Genomic DNA, 16884 nt, shown 5'->3' on the forward strand with positions numbered 1-16884 from the left:
GTCCCCGCAACCGCACCGTGAGTCCCACCGGCGGTTCGACGTTCCCGCGCAACCCATACGTCGACAGCAACACACGCACGTCGCGAATCTGCTATTTCCGCAGGTCCTGGCCTTGGCCGACCATTCTGCGGCACGACCCGGGCCTTGCCGCAAGGCCCCCTGTGCGCTATATGTTGCGAGTGGCAAGGAGTAGGTACTCCTTGCCTTTTGTCGTCCGATGTGGATGGACAAGCTCCTCCCGAAGCGGTGACGCGCCGCGTACGGCGATGCCGGCGGTCCAGGAGGACCTCCCCTGGGCCTGCGGATGCAGCCGCGGAACCTCAGACCCGCCCGTCACCCGGTCCGTCCGCCTCAGACTCATCCGTCGCAGCCTGAGGCGTCGTGGGCCCGCCCGCTCCGGACGCACCGGCCCGCAGCCCGTCCATCACGAGGTCCAGCAGTCGCGTCGCACGCGGCCGCCAGTCGCTGTGCGGGTCGATCTGCCAGAGCCCGGCAATGGCGAGCACGAAGTCGTCGGGGGTCAGCCCCGGGCGGATGGTGCCCGCCTCCTCGTTCGCGTTCAGCAGGAGCGTGACCGCCTCGGTCACCGGGCCATGACCCAGCTGGGCCAGGCTGCCGTACTTGCTGGTGGCCTGCCGCAGCGCGTCGGCCAGGCCCGCCTTGGCCATGGCGTACTGGGCCAGGCGGTCCATCCACTCCCTCAGCGCCCGGTCGGGTGCGCGGGTCTGGAGCAGCTGTGCAGCGGCGTCGGCGACCTGCTGCATCTCGTAGCGGTAGACCTCCAGGACGAGGGCCTCGCGGTTGGGGAAGTTGCGGTAGAACGTCCCCTGCCCGACGCCCGCCTTCTTCGCGATCGCGCTCAGCGGGGCGTCCGCAGCCCGCGTCAGCTCGGCCAGTGCGACTTCCAGGATGCGCTCGCGATTCCGTTGTGCGTCCGAGCGCAGAGTCGCGCTCTTCTCTTCCTGCACCCGTCCGCCTTCCGGAATCACAGCCAAGCCCGGCCTTGCTAACCGGACAACTGTCCGCTAAGTTCAATGACTACCGGACAGCTGTCCACTTAGGCCCACCATAGCGCCAGACCGGCCGGCGTGGCCCACCGGCGCCCATCGTCACCGGTTCATTCACCCGCATCGCCCTCTCCCTCCCGGACTGTCTGCCGGGATCGTCTCGTTCGACGCGCATCAGAAATGCGAAAGAAGGCTGCTCATGGCCCCATCGACGTCCAGCGCCATCACCCTGAACATCAATGGCGAGAAGTACACGCTGCCCGTCGACCATCGCACCACCCTGCTCGACGCCCTGCGCGAGCATCTCGATCTGACCGGTACCAAAAAGGGCTGTGACCAAGGCCAATGCGGCGCCTGCACGGTGCTGCTCGACGGGCGCCGGGCCGTTTCCTGCCTTCAGCTCGCGGTCGCGGCCGAGGGGCGCGCGATCACCACCATCGAAGGCGTGGCCGATGGTGAGCGGCTGCATCCGGTGCAGCAGGCCTTTCTCGACCTCGACGGCTATCAGTGCGGCTACTGCACACCGGGGCAGATCTGTTCGGCCATCGCGGTGATCGAGGAACACGCGGCGGGCTGGCCGAGCGCCGTGACCGGCGATGTCCGGCCCGAAGCGGGAGCGCCTGCGCTCACCGCCGAAGAGATCCGCGAGCGGATGAGCGGCAACCTGTGCCGCTGCGGCGCCTATGTGTCGATCGTGCAGGCGGTCGCGCGGGCGGCAGAGGCGGCCCAGGCCGAGGTCAAGGAGGCGGCGGCATGAGGGAATTCGGCTACGAACGCGTCTTCGACGTCTCCGGAGCACTCGCCCTGCTCGGCGCCGATCCCGACGCCCGCTTCCTCGGCGGCGGCACCAACCTCGTCGACCTGATGAAGGCCGGCGTGGAAAGGCCCGCGCTGCTCGTCGACATCACCGAACTCCCCCTCGACGGAGTCGAGTTCACTCACGACGGTGGGCTGCACATCGGCGCGACCGTCACCAACAGCGATCTCGCGGCCCACCCCGAAGTACGGCGTCACTACCCGGCGTTGGCGCAGGCCGTCCTGGCCGGCGCCTCGGGACAGCTGCGCAACATGGCCACGGTCGGCGGGAATCTGCTCCAGCGGACCCGCTGCGGCTACTTCACCGACCTCAGCAAACCGTGCAACAAGCGTGCCTCCGGCAGCGGTTGCCCCGCCCTCACGGGCGAGCACCACAACCACGCGATCCTCGGCGCCTCCGAGCAGTGCGTCGCCACCCACCCCTCGGACATGGCGGTCGCGCTCGCCGCCTTCGACGCCGTCATCTCGTACGAAACGGCTGACGGGCCGGGCGAGTTGCCGTTTCCCCAGTTCTATCTGCCCGTGGGCGACACCCCGCACATCGAGACCGCCCTGCCGCCCGGCGCGCTGATCACCGGCGTCACGCTGCCCCCGGCCCCGGTCGCCGCCCACTCGCGGTACCGGAAGGTGCGCGAGCGCGCCTCGTACGCGTTCGCGATCGGCTCGATCGCCGCCGCGCTCGACGTCCAGGACGATGTCGTACGCGAAGTGCGCCTCGCGTTCGGGGCGGTCGCGTCCCGGCCCTGGCGGGCCCGTGCGGCCGAGCGGGTGCTGACCGGCGGCCCGGCGAGCGCGGAGGCGTTCGCCGCCGCGGCGGATGCCGAACTGGCGGCCGCCGAAGCGCTTCCCGAGAACGGATACAAGGTGACGTTGATGCGCAACCTCGTCGTGGCCGTGCTGACCGAACTCACCGAGGAGGCGACCCGATGACGACGCCGACTACCACGGCGGGAATCACCACCGTGACGGGAGCCGTCGGCTCCGCCCACACCCGCGTGGAGGGCCGCGACAAGGTCACCGGGGCGGCCCGCTACGCCGGAGAGATACCCTTCGCCGAACTCGCCCATGGCTGGCTGGTGTTGTCGACCGTGGCCCGTGGCCGTATCCGCTCCGTGGAGGACGCCCCCGTCCTGGCCATGCCCGGCGTCCTCACCGTGCTGCACCACGGGAACGCGCCGCGTGTGGACACCGACTATGTGGGCATGGTGGGGCGGCCGAACCCGGTCCTCGGGATCTTCCAGCACGACCGGGTGCCCTTCGTGGGCTGGCCGGTGGCGTTGGTCGTGGCCGAGACGTCCGAGCAGGCCAGGGAGGCCGCCGAGGCGCTGGTGGTCCGATACGACGAGGAGCCGCACGACGTCGCGTTCTTCGCCGGACACTCCGGTGCGTACACGCCGGAGAACAATTCGATGGTCCAGGCCGAGACGGCGAAGGGGGACGTAGCGGCCCAACTCGACGCTTCCGCCGTCGTCGTGGACGAGGAGTACACCACACCGGAGGAGCACCACAACGCGATGGAGCCGCATGCGGCGACGGCTCGCTGGGACGGCGGCCGGCTCGACGTCGTCGACTCCAACCAGGGCAGCACCTGGGTGGCGAGCGAACTCGCGAAGCTCTTCTCCCTCGATCCGGCCTCCGTACGGGTGCGGTCCGAACACGTCGGCGGCGGCTTCGGATCGAAGGGCATGAGCCCGCACCAGGTGGCCGCCGTGATGGCCACGACCGTCCTCCATCGCCCGGTCCGCGTCGTACTGACCCGCCGTCAAATGTTTTCCCTCGTCGGTTTCCGCAGCCCCACGGCGCAGCGGATCAGGCTCGGCGCCGACGCCGACGGCCGGCTGCGCGCATTCGACCACCAGGCGCAGAGTCTTACGTCGACCGTGCATGAATTCATCGAGTCGAGCGCCGTGGTGGGACGCGTGATGTACGACGCCGACGCGCATCACACCCTTCACCGGCTCGTACGGCTCGACGTGCCGACCCCGACCTGGATGCGCGCACCGGGCGAGGCACCGGGATCCTTCGCCCTCGAGTCCGCCCTCGACGAACTGGCCGAGAAGTGCGGCATGGACCCGATCGCGCTGCGCGCACGCAACGAACCCGAGTCGGGTCCCGTGTCCGGGCTGCCGTTCAGCAGCCGCAATGTGCTCGCCTGCTTCGAGGAGGGCGCCCGCAGGTTCGGCTGGGCGGACCGGGACCCGCGTCCCGGCCTGCGCCGTGAGGGGCGCTGGCTGCTCGGTACCGGAACGGCGGCGGCCACCTACCCTTCGGGAGCCGGCCCGTCGACGGCGGCCGTGACCGCGGAGTCGGACGGAACCTTCACCGTGCGTATCAACGCGACGGACATCGGGACCGGCGCACGAACCGCGGTGGCCTTGGTCGCCGCGGACGCGCTGGAGGTGGATCCGGACCGCATCCGGGTGCGCATCGCGGACAGCGACCTCGGCCCGGCGATGTTCGCCGGCGGCTCAATGGGCACGCGCTCCTGGGCGTGGGCCGTGCGGGTCGCGGCGGACGAACTGCGGGAGCGAGTGGCCCTCGGAGGCGGCATCGGGCCGGAGGGGATCACCGCCCGGTCGAACACCGCCGAGGCCATCGGCGCCCTCGCGAAGAAGGAACGGCACTCCTTCGGAGCACACTTCGCCGAGGTCGCGGTGGATGTCACCACAGGCGAGGTGCGCGTGCGACGGCTGCTCGGCATCTACGCCGCGGGCACCATCGTCAACCCGCTCACCGCCCGCAGTCAGTTCATCGGCGGAATGACCTGGGGGCTGTCCATGGCCCTCCACGAGGAGGCGATCAGGGACCAGGCCTCCGGCGGCCACGTCGGTGCCGACCTCGCCGGTTATCACTTCGCCGCGCACGCCGACGTGCCGCTCATCGAGGCCGACTGGGTGGACGACCCCGTCCCGGACGACCCGGTCGGGATCAAGGGCATCGGCGAGATCGGCGTCGTGGGCGTCGCCGCCGCGATCGCCAACGCGGTGTGGCACGCGACCGGCGTACGCCACCGGGACCTGCCGATCCGTCCGGACCGCGTCCTGCGCGCGGCGGACGAAGCCCGGCGTCGGGCGGCGGAGGGAGCCCGGAGTGTTTGACATCGCCGAGGAGTTGAACCGCTGGTTCGATCAGGGCCGGGATTTCGCCGTCGCCACCGTCGTGGCCACCCGCGGCAGCGCGCCGCGCGGTCCTGGCGCCGCCCTGGCCGTCGACAGTCACGGCACCGCCATCGGTTCGGTCTCCGGCGGTTGCGTCGAAGGGGCGGTGTACGACCTGTGCGTCCAGGCGCTCCAGGACGGCCGGACGGTACGCGAACGGTTCGGATACAGCGACGAGGACGCCTTCGCGGTGGGACTCACCTGCGGCGGCGTCATCGAAGTCCTCATCACGCCGGTGCGCGCCAACGCGCCGGTGTTCCAGGTGTTCCGGTCAGGGGTGTCGGCCGCGGACCGAGGAGAGGCGGCGGCACTCGCCCGGGTGTACCGGGGCCCGGGCGAACTGCTCGGCAGGGCGCTGCTCGTCCACCCCGACGGATCGTACGAGGGCAGCCTCGACGGACATCCGGAACTGGACCGGACGGCGGCGGAGGAGGCCCGCGCGATGCTGGACACCGGCCGCACCGGCACCGTCGAGATCGCGGAGGACGGGACGCGCTGCCCGGGCGGCGTGACGCTGTTCGTGGAGTCGAGGGTGCCGCCACCCCGGATGATCGTCTTCGGCGCCGTGGACTTCGCGACGGCTCTCGTACGGGCCGGCAAGTTCCTCGGCTACCACGTGACCGTGTGCGACGCCCGGCCGGTCTTCGCCACCCGCGTCCGCTTCCCCGAGGCCGACGACCTCGTGGTCGACTGGCCGCACCGCTACCTCCGGCGCACCGCGACCGACGAACGAACCGTCCTGTGCGTGCTCACCCATGACGCCAAGTTCGACGTTCCTCTGCTGGAGACGGCCCTGCGGCTGCCGGTCGCGTTCGTCGGCGCGATGGGCTCGCGCCGCACCCATGAGGACCGCAACCGGCGGCTGCGCGAAGTCGGCGTCACCGACCGCGAGTTGGCCCGCCTGCGCTCCCCTATCGGCCTGGACCTCGGCGCCCGTACCCCCGAGGAGACCGCCCTGTCCATCACGGCGGAGATTGTCGCGGCGCGCCGGGGTGGGACGGGGGTTCCGCTGACCGGTTCGGGGACGCCCATTCACCATGACGTGGACGGGAGAGAGGAAGGCGAGGCCCGCGGCCGAGCGGCGGCGTGACCCGGCTCGGCTGCGAGGCCATGAGGGCCGGGTGCTGGAGGTCGCGGGGGACGACCGGCGTGCGGACGGTCATTGTCCGGCACCTTGGCGATCTCCCGGCCTTGATCAGCGCGGTCTTCCTTGCCCCGGCCCGATTCGGTGGCGGTGTCGTGCGACCTGACAGGGGTGGTGACCCGGAGGAGTCTGCTCGGTCAGTTCATGATCAGGCGCCTGTGGTGGATCCGGGGCGGACGATCATCAGGACGGTCACGGTGGCCCACAGCAGGTTGAACACCCCTGTGTACATCCCCAGTTGCCGGCCGTCCGGCGGAGGGCTGTCGCGTCCCGCGCTCCGTCCGTGGCGTCGAGGGCGGCCAGGACCGAGCTCTGCCGGGGCAGCACGAGTGCGGCGAGCACGGCCGCGGCGGCGACGGTCAGCACGATGGAGGTGAGGAGCCAGGGGCTCCCCAGTACGTGCAGGCTGTTGGCGGTCGCCAGGCCGAACACCGGTACCACGACCGCGATCACGGCGTAGACCCGGCAGATTCGGTGCAGGGTCCGCACCGTGGCGAGAGCCGCCGCATCGTCGGGTGCGGCCAGGGCGCGGCGGGTGGAGGGCGGGAACATGCTGGCGGCCACGGTCACGGGACCGATGGCGATGACGGCCGCCAGGACGTGGACGGTGAGCAGGAATTTCGTCATGCCGGTTCCGGGGGCTTCCGTCAGGCGTCCGCGGCGCGGTGACCGGTGACCTTGGTGGAGGGCAGCCGGCCGGCCTTGGCTGTGCCGGTCAGCTCGTCGCCGTGGACAGCGACGTCGAAGGCCAGGTTGAGGCGCATCGGCCGAGTGATCGACTGCCGCCAGGTCAGCCGGTCGGCCTGGAGTGTGAGATCGGACAGCGTGACCTCCTCCGCATCGCCCGTGGCGACGCCGCGCAGTGCGCCGTCCTCGGTGAAGAGCCGCAGCACGGCCTGCTGCTTGCCGATCGGGGTGGCGATGACGAGGTTCCAGGTACCTTCGACGGACATATGGGGTGCGCTTTCTCGAGTGCTCGGGAGCCGGGCGTTCAGGGGGGTGGACGTCAGAAGCCGGCCGGGACGAGGCCGGTGGCGCGCCAGACGGTGCCGCGGCGCTCGTGCGCGAAGAGCTGCTCGACGGCTTGCGCGATGCGGGGGCCGAGTTCGCGCTCCAGCAGATACAGGCCGAGGTCGAGGCCGGAGGTGACGCCCGCGCCGGTCACCAGGTCGCCGTCGTCGACGACGCGGGCGTCGATCGCGACCACGCCGGTGGCGTCCAGCAGGTCCAGGCCCAGGTGGTTGGTGGTGGCGTGCCGGCCCTCGATCAGCCCGGCCATGGCGAGGATCATGGAGCCGCCACAGACGGTGGTCATGGTCAGGCCCGGACGGTCGAGGGCCTCCTTGAGCAGGGCCGGCAGTCGGGTCTGCAGCGAACGGCCGAGCAGGGCGGGGATGGAGTCCTCGTTCCCGGGGGCGTCAGGGTCGGAGAGGTCTCCGACGGGGCCCACCGCTCCCGGCACGAGGACCAGGTCCGCGCGTTGCGGGTCGAGTGCGGCGGTGGCTCGCAGCGAGAGCAGTCCCGAGCCGCTGGGCACGTCGCGCGGACCCTCGGCCGAGACCAGCTCGACCTGCAGTGCGCCCGGTGCGGCCATCCCGCCGGCGAACAGCACCTCGTAGGGGGCGATGACGTCCAGCGGGTCGAATCCGTCGAACAGCACGATCTGACACAGCATCGGGAGTGTTCTGTTTGGAGCAGTGCCCCCGGTGGGGCGCAGACACCGACGCTAGTCACGGTCCGGACGGCTCAGTAGTGGCTGAAGTGCCAGATCCCAACGGATTCTGGCCAAGCGGCCGAAGTGCCTCTCACCAGTGCAGAAGAGGCAGAGGGCGGGTGGAATCGGTTGGCCAGGAATCGGTGTACTTCTATGGTTGAGCCATGCATACCGTGGCTGTCCTCGCCTTGGACGGAGTCATCCCCTTCGACCTGTCCACCCCCATCGAGGTGTTCGGACGAACCCGGCTCCCCGACGGGCGCCCCGCCTACCGCGTCCGTGTGTGCGCGCCCACCGAGGAGGTGGAGGCCGGCGCGTTCACCCTGCGCGCGCCCTGGCCGCTGGACACGCTGGCCGAGGCGGACACGATCGTCGTCGCCGGCATCAGCGACCCCTCCGCTCCCGTGCCGGACGAGGTCCTCGACGCTCTGCGAGGAGCCGCCGCCCGGGGCACCAGACTCGCCTCGATCTGCTCGGGCGCCTTCGTCCTGGCTGCCACCGGACTCCTGGACGGCCACCGGGCCACCACCCACTGGGCCGCGGCCGCGCAGCTCGCCGCCCGCCACCCGGCGATCGACGTCGACCCCGACGTGCTCTACGTGGACAACGGCCAACTGCTCACCTCGGCCGGAGCCGCCGCCGGGTTGGACCTGTGCCTGCACATGATCCGATGCGACCTGGGCTCTGCCGTGGCCGCCGACGCGGCCCGCCTGTCCGTCATGCCGCTCGAACGTGAGGGCGGCCAGGCCCAGTTCATCGTCCACGAGCAACCGCCGGCCCCACGCGGCTCGGTGATCGAGCCCCTGTTGCGGTGGATGGAGGACAACGCCCGCCGGGACCTCACCCTCGACGACCTCGCCTCGCAGGCCGGCATGAGTGTTCGCACCCTGAACCGGCGGTTCCGGGAACAGACCGGCACCTCCCCGCTCCAATGGCTGCAACGGGCGCGGATCCGCCAGGCCCAGTACCTGCTGGAAACCACGGGCCACCCTGTCGACCGGATCGCCACGCAAGTCGGCTTCGGGTCGCCCACCGCCTTCCGGGACCGTTTCAAGCGCCTGGTCGGCACCAGTCCCCACGCCTATCGACGCGCCTTCCAGGGTGCGTGACGACGTGCGTGACACGGATACGCCGGAAACCCGCGGGGGAACAAAGACGGAACCGCCCCGGCTGGGATCCCAGCCGGGGCGGAACAGGTGCGAACGGAGGGCGGTGGCCCTCGCGTCGGCCGAGGGTCGCGTCAGCCGAGGGTCGCGAGAGCCTGGTTGAAGCTCGTCGACGGACGCATCACGGCCGAGGCCTTCGACGCGTCCGGCTGGTAGTAGCCGCCGATGTCGGCCGGCGAGCCCTGCACCGCGATCAGCTCGTCGACGATGGTCTGCTCCTGCTCGGACAGCGTCTGGGCGAGCGCGGCGAACGCCTTGGCGAGCTCCGCGTCGTCGGTCTGCTTCGCCAGCTCCTGCGCCCAGTAGAGCGCCAGGAAGAAGTGGCTGCCACGGTTGTCGATGCCACCCAGCCGGCGGCTGGGCGACTTGTTCTCGTTGAGGAAGGTGCCGGTCGCCCGGTCCAGCGTGTCGGCGAGCACCTGGGCGCGCGCATTGCCCGTCGTCTGCGCGAGGTGCTCGAAGCTGACCGCGAGCGCGAGGAACTCGCCCAGGCTGTCCCAGCGCAGGTAGTTCTCCTTGACGAGCTGCTGGACGTGCTTGGGCGCGGAGCCGCCGGCACCGGTCTCGAACAGTCCGCCACCGTTCATGAGCGGGACGACGGAGAGCATCTTGGCGCTCGTGCCGAGCTCCAGGATCGGGAACAGGTCGGTCAGGTAGTCGCGCAGCACGTTGCCGGTCACCGAGATCGTGTCCTCGCCGCGGCGGATGCGCTCCAGGGAGAACGCGGTCGCCTCCACCGGGGACATGATCTCGATCTGCAGACCCTCGGTGTCGTGCTCGGCGAGGTAGGTCTTGACCTTCTCGATGAGGGTCGCGTCGTGTGCGCGGCCCTCGTCGAGCCAGAACACCGCCGGGTCACCGGTCGCGCGGGCGCGGGTGACGGCGAGCTTGACCCAGTCCTGGATCGGCAGGTCCTTGGTCTGGCACATGCGGAAGATGTCGCCGGCGCCCACGGTCTGCTCGAGCACGACGTTGCCACCGCCGTCGACGACCCGCACGGTGCCCGTGGTGGGGATCTCGAAGGTCTTGTCGTGGCTGCCGTACTCCTCGGCCTTCTGGGCCATGAGGCCGACGTTGGGCACCGAACCCATCGTCGAGGGGTCGAAGGCGCCGTTCGCGCGGCAGTCGTCGATGACGACCTGGTAGATGCCGGCGTAGCTGCTGTCGGGGAGGACCGCGAGGGTGTCGGCCTCCTGGCCGTCCGGGCCCCACATGTGGCCGGAGGTGCGGATCATGGCCGGCATGGAGGCGTCGACGATGACATCGCTCGGTACGTGCAGGTTGGTGATGCCCCGGTCGGAGTCGACCATCGCCAGGGCCGGGCCCTCGGCGATCTCGGCCTCGAAGGATGCCTTGATCGCCGCGCCCGCGGGCAGCGACTCAAGGCCCTTGAGGATGCCGCCGAGTCCGTCGTTCGGGCTCAGTCCGGCCGCGGCGAGCGCCGCGCCGTGCTCGGCGAACGTCTTCGGGAAGAAGGTACGTACGACGTGACCGAAGATGATCGGGTCGGAGACCTTCATCATCGTGGCCTTCAGGTGCACCGAGAACAGCACGCCCTCGGCCTTGGCCCGCGCGACCTGCGCCGTGAGGAACTCCCGCAGCGCCGCGACCCGCATCACGGAGGCGTCGACGACCTCGCCCGCGAGTACGGGAACCGAGTCGCGCAGGACGGTGGTGCTGCCGTCGTCCCCCGCCAGCTCGATGCGCAGCGAGCCGGCCTCGGCGATGACCGCGGACTTCTCGGTGGAGCGGAAGTCGTCGGCGACCATGTGCGCGACGTTCGTCTTCGAGTCGGACACCCACGCGCCCATCCTGTGCGGGTGCGCCTTGGCGTAGTTCTTCACCGACGCCGGGGCCCGGCGGTCCGAGTTGCCCTCACGCAGCACCGGGTTGACGGCACTGCCCTTGACCTTGTCGTAACGCGCGCGGACGTCCCGGTCCTCGTCGGACTTCGGGTCGTCCGGGTAGTCCGGCAGCGCATAGCCCTGCTCCTGAAGCTCGGCGATCGCCGCCTTCAGCTGCGGGATCGAAGCCGAGATGTTCGGCAGCTTGATGATGTTCGCGCCGGGCGTCTTGGCCAGCTCGCCGAGCTCGGCGAGGGCGTCGTCGATCCGCTGGCCCTCTTCCAGGCGCTCGGGGAAGCTGGCGATGATCCGCCCCGCGAGCGAGATGTCACGCGTCTCCACAGTGACCCCGGCCGTCGAGGCGTACGCCTGGACGACAGGCAAGAACGAATGGGTTGCCAGGGCCGGGGCCTCGTCAGTGTGCGTATAGATGATGGTCGAGTCAGTCACCGGGTGCTCCGCTCCACGTCTGCAACATTGCTCGACATCAAGATATCTCGTGTCCGACCCCCTCTTGGCAGGGCCCTGGCTCCTTGTCGACGGCAGACCTGTCGCCGGCTGACTCACCGCTCACGGCGGTGCGCGACGCGTGAACGCATGGCCGCCCGGGCGCCCCGAGAAAAATCCGCCGGCCACGGCCGCGTCGGATGTCGATCCGGCGGAAGGCCATTCGTATAGAGGGTGAGCGGCAGGCAAGAGGCCGCCGCCGTACCGAGGAGTCAGACCATGAAGCACTACCTGCTCAGCATCTACCAGCCCGACGGACCGCCGCCGCCCCCCGAGGTCCTGGATCCGATCATGCGGGACCTCGAGGCCGTCAATGCCGAGCTCAAGGCGGCCGGCGCCTGGGTGTTCGCCGGGGGTCTGCACCCGCCGAGCACGGCCACCGTGGTGCGGCTGAAGGACCACGAGGTGCTCACGACCGACGGCCCGTACATCGAGGGCAAGGAGCACATCGGCGGGTTCACGGTGATCCAGGCGGCCGATCTGGACGCCGCGCTCGAATGGGGCCGCAAGCTGGCCCGGGCGATCACCCTCCCGATCGAGGTGAGGCCGTTCCAGCACCTTTCCACCGGGTGACGTCCGGCATGCCGGAGCTGCCCGCATCGGTGATGGAGCGCGTGTTCCGCGAGGAGTACGGCCGCGCGGTCGCCGTCCTGGTCCGCGTCTTCGGTGACATGGATGTCGCCGAGGAAGCGGTCCAGGACGCGTTCACGACAGCGGTGCAGCGGTGGCCGTCCACCGGAGTACCCCCGAGCCCGGCCGGCTGGATCATCACCACCGCCCGCAACCGGGCGATCGACCGCCTGCGCCGGGAAGCGTCCCGCGCGGACCGGCACGCCCAGGCCGCCCTGCTGCACGCCCGCGACGAAGGAGCCGAGGAGGGACCTGTGCGCGACGACCGGCTCCGCCTGATCTTCACCTGCTGCCACCCTGCACTCGCCCCCGCCTCCCGCGTCGCCCTGACCCTCAGGCTCCTCGGCGGGCTCACCACCGCGGAGATCGCGAGCGCGTTCCTGGTCGCAGAACCGGCCATGGCGCAGCGCCTGGTCCGCGCGAAGGGCAAGATCCGCGACGCAGGCATCCCCTACCGGGTCCCGCGCGACGCCGACCTCCCGGACCGCCTGCGGGATGTGCTCGCCGTCGTCTACCTCATCTTCAACGAGGGCTACACGGCCAGTTCGGGCGAGCGTCTGGTGCGCGAGGACCTCTGCGCGGAGGCGGTCCGCCTCGGCCGGCTGCTGACCGAGCTGATGCCCGACGAGCCGGAGGTCAAGGGGCTGCTGGCGCTGATGCTGCTCACCGAGTCGCGCCGGGCCACCCGCACCGCGCCCGACGCCGGCCTCGTCCTGCTGGCCGACCAGGACCGCGGCCGCTGGGACCGGGCCCTCATCGCCGAGGGCCAGGAGCTGGTCCGGCAGTGTCTGCGGCGCGACTCGCCCGGTCCGTACCAGATCCAGGCGGCGATCAACGCGGTCCACAGCGATGCCCCGGTCGCCGCCGCGACGGACTGGTCGCAGATTGTGCGGCTTTACGACCAGCTGCTCGCCCTTGGCCCGAACCCGGTCGTGGCTCTCAATCGCGCGGTCGCGGTGGCCGAGGTGGAAGGCCCGGCCGTGGCACTCACCCTGGTCGACGGGCTCGCTCTCGACCGCCATCACCTCTTCCATGCCATCCGCGCCGACATGCTCCGGCGGCTGGGACGCGACGAGGAGGCGGCAGGGGCGTACGAGGCGGCGATCGAGCGCACCGAGAACGCGGCCGAGCGAGCCTTTCTGCAACGCAAACGCGAGTCGCTCGGCAAAGACTGACGCACTAGCCCGCCGTGCGGTCCTCGCCGGGCCGGGCGGGCGGCCTCGGCGCCGCGACGTGCCTCACGCGGCCGTCTCCACGCACAGGCTCCAGCGCCCCGCCTGACCGGTCAGCGTGACGGTCGACAGCGGCCGGACGTCCACGTTCCAGTACGACGAGGGCGGCGCTTTGAGTGCGTACACCAGGGCCGCTCGTACGACTGCGGGCTCGGCGACGGCCACGATGGAGCGGCAGTCCTCGGCGGGGCGGGTGTCCAGCCAGCCCCCTATGCGCGCTATGAACGCGAGCAGCGGCTCGCCACCGTGCGGGGCCGAGCGCGGGTCGGCGAGCCAGGCGTCGACGGCGGCCGGTTCGCGGGCGGTCACCTCCGCGAGGGTGAGGCCGCGCCAGCGGCCCATGTCGCAGTCGCGAAGAGCGAGCTGGACGAGCGGCGCATAGCCGAGTGCATCGCCGGTCGCGCGGCTGCGGGCGGTAGGCGCGCAGTACCGCAACTCTGCCGCGCTGAGCGGCACCAGGGCGTGCGCGGCGAGCTGGACCTCGTACCAGCCCGCCTGGTCGAGCGGCCGGTCGTCGTCGAAGCGCTCCGCGAGCAGGGCGGAGCTGCGGGCGGCCGCGACGAGCGTCATCCGGACAGTCATGGCGCGATCGTGGTTGCGAAACCCTCGCAGGTCAAGAGGTGACTTAGGGCGGAGTGGCCGCCGGTCGGCGGCCATGGCCGGGCACTGTCAGTGGCGGCTGACATGCTCGGATCATGACGGAGACGAGCGGGGCGACCGCGACGGACCATCTGTGGTTCGGCGAGGATTTCGACGATCTTTGTGAGGCGTACTGCATCACGCTGGTGCGCGGCATGGCACCCGAGGCCCTGCTGTCGCGCCCCAGAGCCACGCAGCAGACAGGGTCACGGCGGACAACCGGCGTGCGGCTGACGCGCGAGCTCCCGGAGACCGCCGAGTTCCCAGGCGGCATAGCACTGCTGCCCAGCCGCTCGTGACGGCAGGTCAGCCCCGCATCTCGTGACGCCCGGCCATTCCAACCGCTAGTGACGGTTGATCAGCCAGGCTCGCCTGTGTCGGGCGGGTCAGCCCAGCACCTCGTTGCAGGCGCTTCGCAGCCGTCGGACGCCCTCGGCGATCTCGGCCGTTCCCGCGACTCCGGCAAAGCTCAACCGCACATGTCCGGCCGGGGGTTCGGCGCAGAAGTAGGGGCGTCCCGGGGCGAGTGCCACACCCGCGCGCAGGGCCGCGGAGAGCAGGGCGGCCTCGTCCGCGCCGTCGGGGAGGCGCAGCCAGAGGTGGTAGCCGCCGGACGGGATGTGCGGGAGGGCGAGTTCGGGCAGGCCGAGGCGGAGGGCGGCGGTCAGCGTGTCGCGGCGTGCCTTCAACTCCCCTGATACGGCGCGCAGATGACGGTTCCAGGCGGGTGAGCCGACCAGTTCCAGGGCGGCTTCCTGAAGAGGGCGGGGCACAAAGAAATTGTCGACGACATGGATGGCGCGCAGCCGCTCCAGCACCGGGCCGCGAGCCGCGAGCATGCCCACGCGCAGGCTGGCCGAGGTCACTTTGGTCAGCGAGCTGACATGGACGACGACTCCCTCGTGGTCGTCCGCGGCGAGCGGGCGCGGCAGGGGACCCGCGTCCTCGTGGACCAGCCTGCGGGCGAAGTCGTCCTCGACGACAAAGGCGCCGGCCTCGCGGGCGATACGCAGCATGTCCGGGCGACGCTCGGCCGAGAGCACCGCACCGGTCGGGTTCTGAAAGAGCGGCTGGCAGACGAAGACCCGGGCGCCGGTCGCCCTGAAGGCGGCGGCCAGCAGTTCCGTACGCACTCCCTGGGCGTCCACCGGGACCGGCACCGGTCGCAGCCCGGCGGCCCGGGCGATCGCCAGCATGCCCGGGTAGGTGGGGGACTCCACGAGTACGGGGGCGCCGGGCGGGGCGAGCGCGCGCAAAGCGGTGGTCAGCGCGGACTGACCGCCCGCCGTGATCAGTACGTCCGCCGCGCCGATGGTGTCGCCGAGACCGCGCGCGAACCACTCGCGCAGCTCGGGCAGTCCGTCGGTGGGTGGCCTGCCCCAGGCGCCGGGCCGTCGTCCGGCCCGGGCCAGCGCGGCGGCCATCGCCCGCTCCGGCTGGAGGGAGGGATGCAGATAGCCGCCGTTGAACTCCACGACTCCGGGCGGCGGTGCGGCGAGCGTGGCCAGCACCCCGGAGGCGTCGACGGCGCGCGGCACCAGCTCGGTCGCGGCGTCGGCGCTGAGAGTGACCTCCTGCCAGGAGGTGTCCCCCGGTGCCCGGGCGGTGTCGGTACGGGGCTGCGCCCGGAAGGCACCCGCGCCGGGGCGCGTGACGACCAGGCCCTCGGCGGCGAGCTGCGCCAGCGCGCGGGACACGGTCACCGGAGAGACACGGTACTTCTCGACCAGCGCCCGACTCGATGGCAGCTTCCCACCCGGTGAGTAGCGGTTGAGCTCCTGCTTCAGCGCATTCGCCAAATCCGCCACACTGCTACGCTCTTGCATGACAGCACAGGATAGCGCTACTCCCAGCACCTCGATAGCAGTCAGCAGTGGCACCCTTCTCGCCGCGCTGGGCGTCGTCGCCTTCTCGCTCACCTTCCCGTCCACCGTCTGGGGCCTCGAGAGCTTCGGCCCCTGGTCGCTCGTCGCCGTACGGAGCGTCCTCGCCGCGCTGATCGCGGGCGGCTTTCTGCTCGCGCTGCGCGTGCCGCTGCCCGAGCGCCGCCACTGGGCCGGGCTCGTCGTGGTGGCCGGGGGCGTGGTGGTGGGCTTTCCGCTGCTGACGACCCTGGCGCTGAAGACCTCCACCACCTCGCACGCGGCCGTGGTGGTCGGGCTGCTGCCGCTGACCACCGCCGTATTCGCCGCCGTGCGCACGGGCCGCCGTCCCTCGCGCACCTTCTGGCTGGCGGCGCTCGCCGGCGCCGCCGTGGTGATCGTCTTCACCGTCCAGCAGAGCGGCGGCGCGCTCCAGACCGGCGACCTGTATCTCTTCGGCGCGCTGCTGGTCTGCGCGGCCGGCTACACCGAGGGCGGCAGGCTGGCCCGGCTGATGCCGGGATGGCAGGTGATCGGCTGGGCCCTGACGCTCTGCCTGCCGCTCAGCCTCGCAGGATCGGTTCTCGCCCTGTCCACCGAGCCGGTCCGGCTGACGGCGCACGGCGTGATCGGGCTGCTCTGGGTCGCGGCCGGTTCGACCTTCTGCGGCCTGTACGTCTGGTACCGGGGCATGGCCTCGATCGGCATCGCCAGGGCCAGCCAACTCCAGCTGGCCCAGCCGCTCCTCACCCTCGTCTGGTCCGTGTCCCTGCTGGGCGAGCGGTTGTCCCCCGCCGCTCCGGTTGCGGCCGTCGCCGTTCTGGTCTGCATCGCGGTCACTCAGCGAGCCCGAATCTGAGGGTGCAACTCGCGACCCCGGCCGTAGACTCGAAACACGGACCACCGCCTTCGAGGAGGACACTCCCGATGCATGCGAACACAGGCGACAAGCTGCTGATGCATGGCAGGACCGTAGGCCAGCACGACCGCTTCGCCGAAGTCGTCGAAGTGCTCGGACAGAACGGCACTCCCCCGTACCGCGTCCGCTTCGAGGACGACGGGCACGAGGCGCTGATGTCGCCGGGCCCCGACACGGTCGTAGTACACCGCGGCACCAGCGGCGCCTGACCGGCCCGGGGCGGCCTTGCCCCGGCTCGGCCGAGCA

The 16884-nt window shown here is 71.1% G+C and carries 16 protein-coding genes and 1 pseudogene; 10 read left to right on the forward strand and 7 right to left on the reverse strand.

Annotated features, from left to right (window positions below; genetic code table 11):
• Nucleotides 1–320: 320 nt before the first annotated feature.
• Nucleotides 321–968, reverse strand: a complete 648-nt coding sequence (locus ACI2LP_RS24595) for a TetR/AcrR family transcriptional regulator (RefSeq protein ID WP_404726661.1) — start codon at nucleotides 966–968, stop codon at nucleotides 321–323.
• Between the two features lie 238 nt (nucleotides 969–1206).
• Between ACI2LP_RS24595 and ACI2LP_RS24600 the strand changes: the two genes are divergently transcribed.
• Genes ACI2LP_RS24600 through ACI2LP_RS24615 form a run of 4 tightly spaced genes read left to right on the forward strand, consistent with a single transcriptional unit; the run spans nucleotide 1207 to nucleotide 6071 of the window.
• Nucleotides 1207–1764, forward strand: a complete 558-nt coding sequence (locus ACI2LP_RS24600) for a 2Fe-2S iron-sulfur cluster-binding protein (RefSeq protein ID WP_404726662.1) — start codon at nucleotides 1207–1209, stop codon at nucleotides 1762–1764.
• A complete protein-coding gene (locus ACI2LP_RS24605; RefSeq protein ID WP_404726663.1) occupies nucleotides 1761–2753 on the forward strand; it encodes an FAD binding domain-containing protein in 993 nt (330 codons plus the stop codon). Before ACI2LP_RS24600 ends, ACI2LP_RS24605 begins: the two co-directional genes overlap by 4 nt.
• The gene (locus ACI2LP_RS24610; RefSeq protein WP_404726664.1) at nucleotides 2750–4921 is read left to right on the forward strand and encodes a xanthine dehydrogenase family protein molybdopterin-binding subunit; all 2172 of its coding nucleotides are present in this window, start codon (nucleotides 2750–2752) and stop codon (nucleotides 4919–4921) included. The genes ACI2LP_RS24605 and ACI2LP_RS24610 overlap by 4 nt, the downstream gene beginning before the upstream one ends.
• Nucleotides 4914–6071: an XdhC family protein gene (locus ACI2LP_RS24615; RefSeq protein ID WP_404726665.1), complete on the forward strand. Its 1158-nt coding sequence runs from the start codon at nucleotides 4914–4916 to the stop codon at nucleotides 6069–6071. The genes ACI2LP_RS24610 and ACI2LP_RS24615 overlap by 8 nt, the downstream gene beginning before the upstream one ends.
• A gap of 202 nt (nucleotides 6072–6273) precedes the next feature.
• Here ACI2LP_RS24615 and ACI2LP_RS24620 read toward each other — a convergent pair.
• The 3 genes and pseudogenes from ACI2LP_RS24620 to ACI2LP_RS24630 all read right to left on the reverse strand — a co-directional run bounded on the left by ACI2LP_RS24620 (nucleotide 6274) and on the right by ACI2LP_RS24630 (nucleotide 7800).
• Nucleotides 6274–6752, reverse strand: a pseudogene (locus ACI2LP_RS24620) (DUF2269 family protein).
• Between the two features lie 20 nt (nucleotides 6753–6772).
• Nucleotides 6773–7078, reverse strand: a complete 306-nt coding sequence (locus ACI2LP_RS24625) for a hypothetical protein (RefSeq protein ID WP_404726666.1) — start codon at nucleotides 7076–7078, stop codon at nucleotides 6773–6775.
• A 53-nt stretch (nucleotides 7079–7131) separates the two neighbouring features.
• On the reverse strand, nucleotides 7132–7800 hold the full coding sequence (locus tag ACI2LP_RS24630) for a DJ-1/PfpI family protein (RefSeq protein ID WP_404726667.1): 669 nt from the start codon (nucleotides 7798–7800) through the stop codon (nucleotides 7132–7134).
• A gap of 203 nt (nucleotides 7801–8003) precedes the next feature.
• On the opposite strand from ACI2LP_RS24630, the gene ACI2LP_RS24635 reads away from it, so the two are divergent.
• Nucleotides 8004–8948: a GlxA family transcriptional regulator gene (locus ACI2LP_RS24635; protein WP_404726668.1), complete on the forward strand. Its 945-nt coding sequence runs from the start codon at nucleotides 8004–8006 to the stop codon at nucleotides 8946–8948.
• Between the two features lie 131 nt (nucleotides 8949–9079).
• On the opposite strand, the gene ACI2LP_RS24640 is transcribed toward ACI2LP_RS24635, so the two are convergent.
• On the reverse strand, nucleotides 9080–11299 hold the full coding sequence (locus tag ACI2LP_RS24640) for an NADP-dependent isocitrate dehydrogenase (RefSeq protein ID WP_404726669.1): 2220 nt from the start codon (nucleotides 11297–11299) through the stop codon (nucleotides 9080–9082).
• A 276-nt stretch (nucleotides 11300–11575) separates the two neighbouring features.
• On the opposite strand from ACI2LP_RS24640, the gene ACI2LP_RS24645 reads away from it, so the two are divergent.
• Both ACI2LP_RS24645 and ACI2LP_RS24650 read left to right on the forward strand, forming a co-directional pair.
• Nucleotides 11576–11929 carry a YciI family protein gene (locus ACI2LP_RS24645; protein ID WP_404726670.1) on the forward strand — a complete coding sequence of 118 codons (354 nt, stop codon included), beginning with the start codon at nucleotides 11576–11578 and terminating at the stop codon, nucleotides 11927–11929.
• A gap of 8 nt (nucleotides 11930–11937) precedes the next feature.
• The gene (locus tag ACI2LP_RS24650; protein WP_404726671.1) at nucleotides 11938–13161 is read left to right on the forward strand and encodes an RNA polymerase sigma factor; all 1224 of its coding nucleotides are present in this window, start codon (nucleotides 11938–11940) and stop codon (nucleotides 13159–13161) included.
• Between the two features lie 63 nt (nucleotides 13162–13224).
• On the opposite strand, the gene ACI2LP_RS24655 is transcribed toward ACI2LP_RS24650, so the two are convergent.
• Nucleotides 13225–13800 carry a histidine phosphatase family protein gene (locus ACI2LP_RS24655; protein WP_404726672.1) on the reverse strand — a complete coding sequence of 192 codons (576 nt, stop codon included), beginning with the start codon at nucleotides 13798–13800 and terminating at the stop codon, nucleotides 13225–13227.
• Between the two features lie 113 nt (nucleotides 13801–13913).
• Between ACI2LP_RS24655 and ACI2LP_RS24660 the strand changes: the two genes are divergently transcribed.
• Entirely contained in the window at nucleotides 13914–14156 is a 243-nt protein-coding gene (locus ACI2LP_RS24660; protein WP_404726673.1) for a DUF6461 domain-containing protein, read from the forward strand.
• Nucleotides 14157–14243: 87 nt separating this feature from the next.
• Here the strand turns inward: ACI2LP_RS24660 and ACI2LP_RS24665 are convergent, their stop codons facing one another.
• A complete protein-coding gene (locus ACI2LP_RS24665; protein ID WP_404726674.1) occupies nucleotides 14244–15683 on the reverse strand; it encodes a PLP-dependent aminotransferase family protein in 1440 nt (479 codons plus the stop codon).
• Between ACI2LP_RS24665 and ACI2LP_RS24670 the strand changes: the two genes are divergently transcribed.
• Nucleotides 15682–16578, forward strand: a complete 897-nt coding sequence (locus ACI2LP_RS24670; RefSeq protein ID WP_404726675.1) for a DMT family transporter — start codon at nucleotides 15682–15684, stop codon at nucleotides 16576–16578. The two genes, ACI2LP_RS24665 and ACI2LP_RS24670, sit on opposite strands and share 2 nt — an antisense overlap.
• Before the next feature lie 68 nt (nucleotides 16579–16646).
• Entirely contained in the window at nucleotides 16647–16847 is a 201-nt protein-coding gene (locus ACI2LP_RS24675; protein ID WP_404726676.1) for a DUF1918 domain-containing protein, read from the forward strand.
• The last annotated feature ends 37 nt before the right edge of the window (nucleotides 16848–16884 follow it).

This window comes from Streptomyces sp. NPDC019890, assembly GCF_044903445.1.
Lineage (GTDB): Bacteria > Actinomycetota > Actinomycetes > Streptomycetales > Streptomycetaceae > Streptomyces.

What these genes read in the sequence shown, in the direction of transcription:
- ACI2LP_RS24600 (WP_404726662.1), top strand. Translation starts at nt 1,207, where the DNA reads ATGGCCCCATCGACGTCCAGCGCCATCACCCTGAACATCAATGGCGAG.
- ACI2LP_RS24625 (WP_404726666.1), bottom strand. Translation starts at nt 7,078, where the DNA reads ATGTCCGTCGAAGGTACCTGGAACCTCGTCATCGCCACCCCGATCGGC.
- ACI2LP_RS24605 (WP_404726663.1), top strand. Translation starts at nt 1,761, where the DNA reads ATGAGGGAATTCGGCTACGAACGCGTCTTCGACGTCTCCGGAGCACTC.
- ACI2LP_RS24610 (WP_404726664.1), top strand. Translation starts at nt 2,750, where the DNA reads ATGACGACGCCGACTACCACGGCGGGAATCACCACCGTGACGGGAGCC.
- ACI2LP_RS24660 (WP_404726673.1), top strand. Translation starts at nt 13,914, where the DNA reads ATGACGGAGACGAGCGGGGCGACCGCGACGGACCATCTGTGGTTCGGC.
- ACI2LP_RS24655 (WP_404726672.1), bottom strand. Translation starts at nt 13,800, where the DNA reads ATGACTGTCCGGATGACGCTCGTCGCGGCCGCCCGCAGCTCCGCCCTG.
- ACI2LP_RS24645 (WP_404726670.1), top strand. Translation starts at nt 11,576, where the DNA reads ATGAAGCACTACCTGCTCAGCATCTACCAGCCCGACGGACCGCCGCCG.
- ACI2LP_RS24635 (WP_404726668.1), top strand. Translation starts at nt 8,004, where the DNA reads ATGCATACCGTGGCTGTCCTCGCCTTGGACGGAGTCATCCCCTTCGAC.
- ACI2LP_RS24675 (WP_404726676.1), top strand. Translation starts at nt 16,647, where the DNA reads ATGCATGCGAACACAGGCGACAAGCTGCTGATGCATGGCAGGACCGTA.
- ACI2LP_RS24665 (WP_404726674.1), bottom strand. Translation starts at nt 15,683, where the DNA reads ATGCAAGAGCGTAGCAGTGTGGCGGATTTGGCGAATGCGCTGAAGCAG.
- ACI2LP_RS24630 (WP_404726667.1), bottom strand. Translation starts at nt 7,800, where the DNA reads ATGCTGTGTCAGATCGTGCTGTTCGACGGATTCGACCCGCTGGACGTC.
- ACI2LP_RS24650 (WP_404726671.1), top strand. Translation starts at nt 11,938, where the DNA reads ATGCCGGAGCTGCCCGCATCGGTGATGGAGCGCGTGTTCCGCGAGGAG.
- ACI2LP_RS24670 (WP_404726675.1), top strand. Translation starts at nt 15,682, where the DNA reads ATGACAGCACAGGATAGCGCTACTCCCAGCACCTCGATAGCAGTCAGC.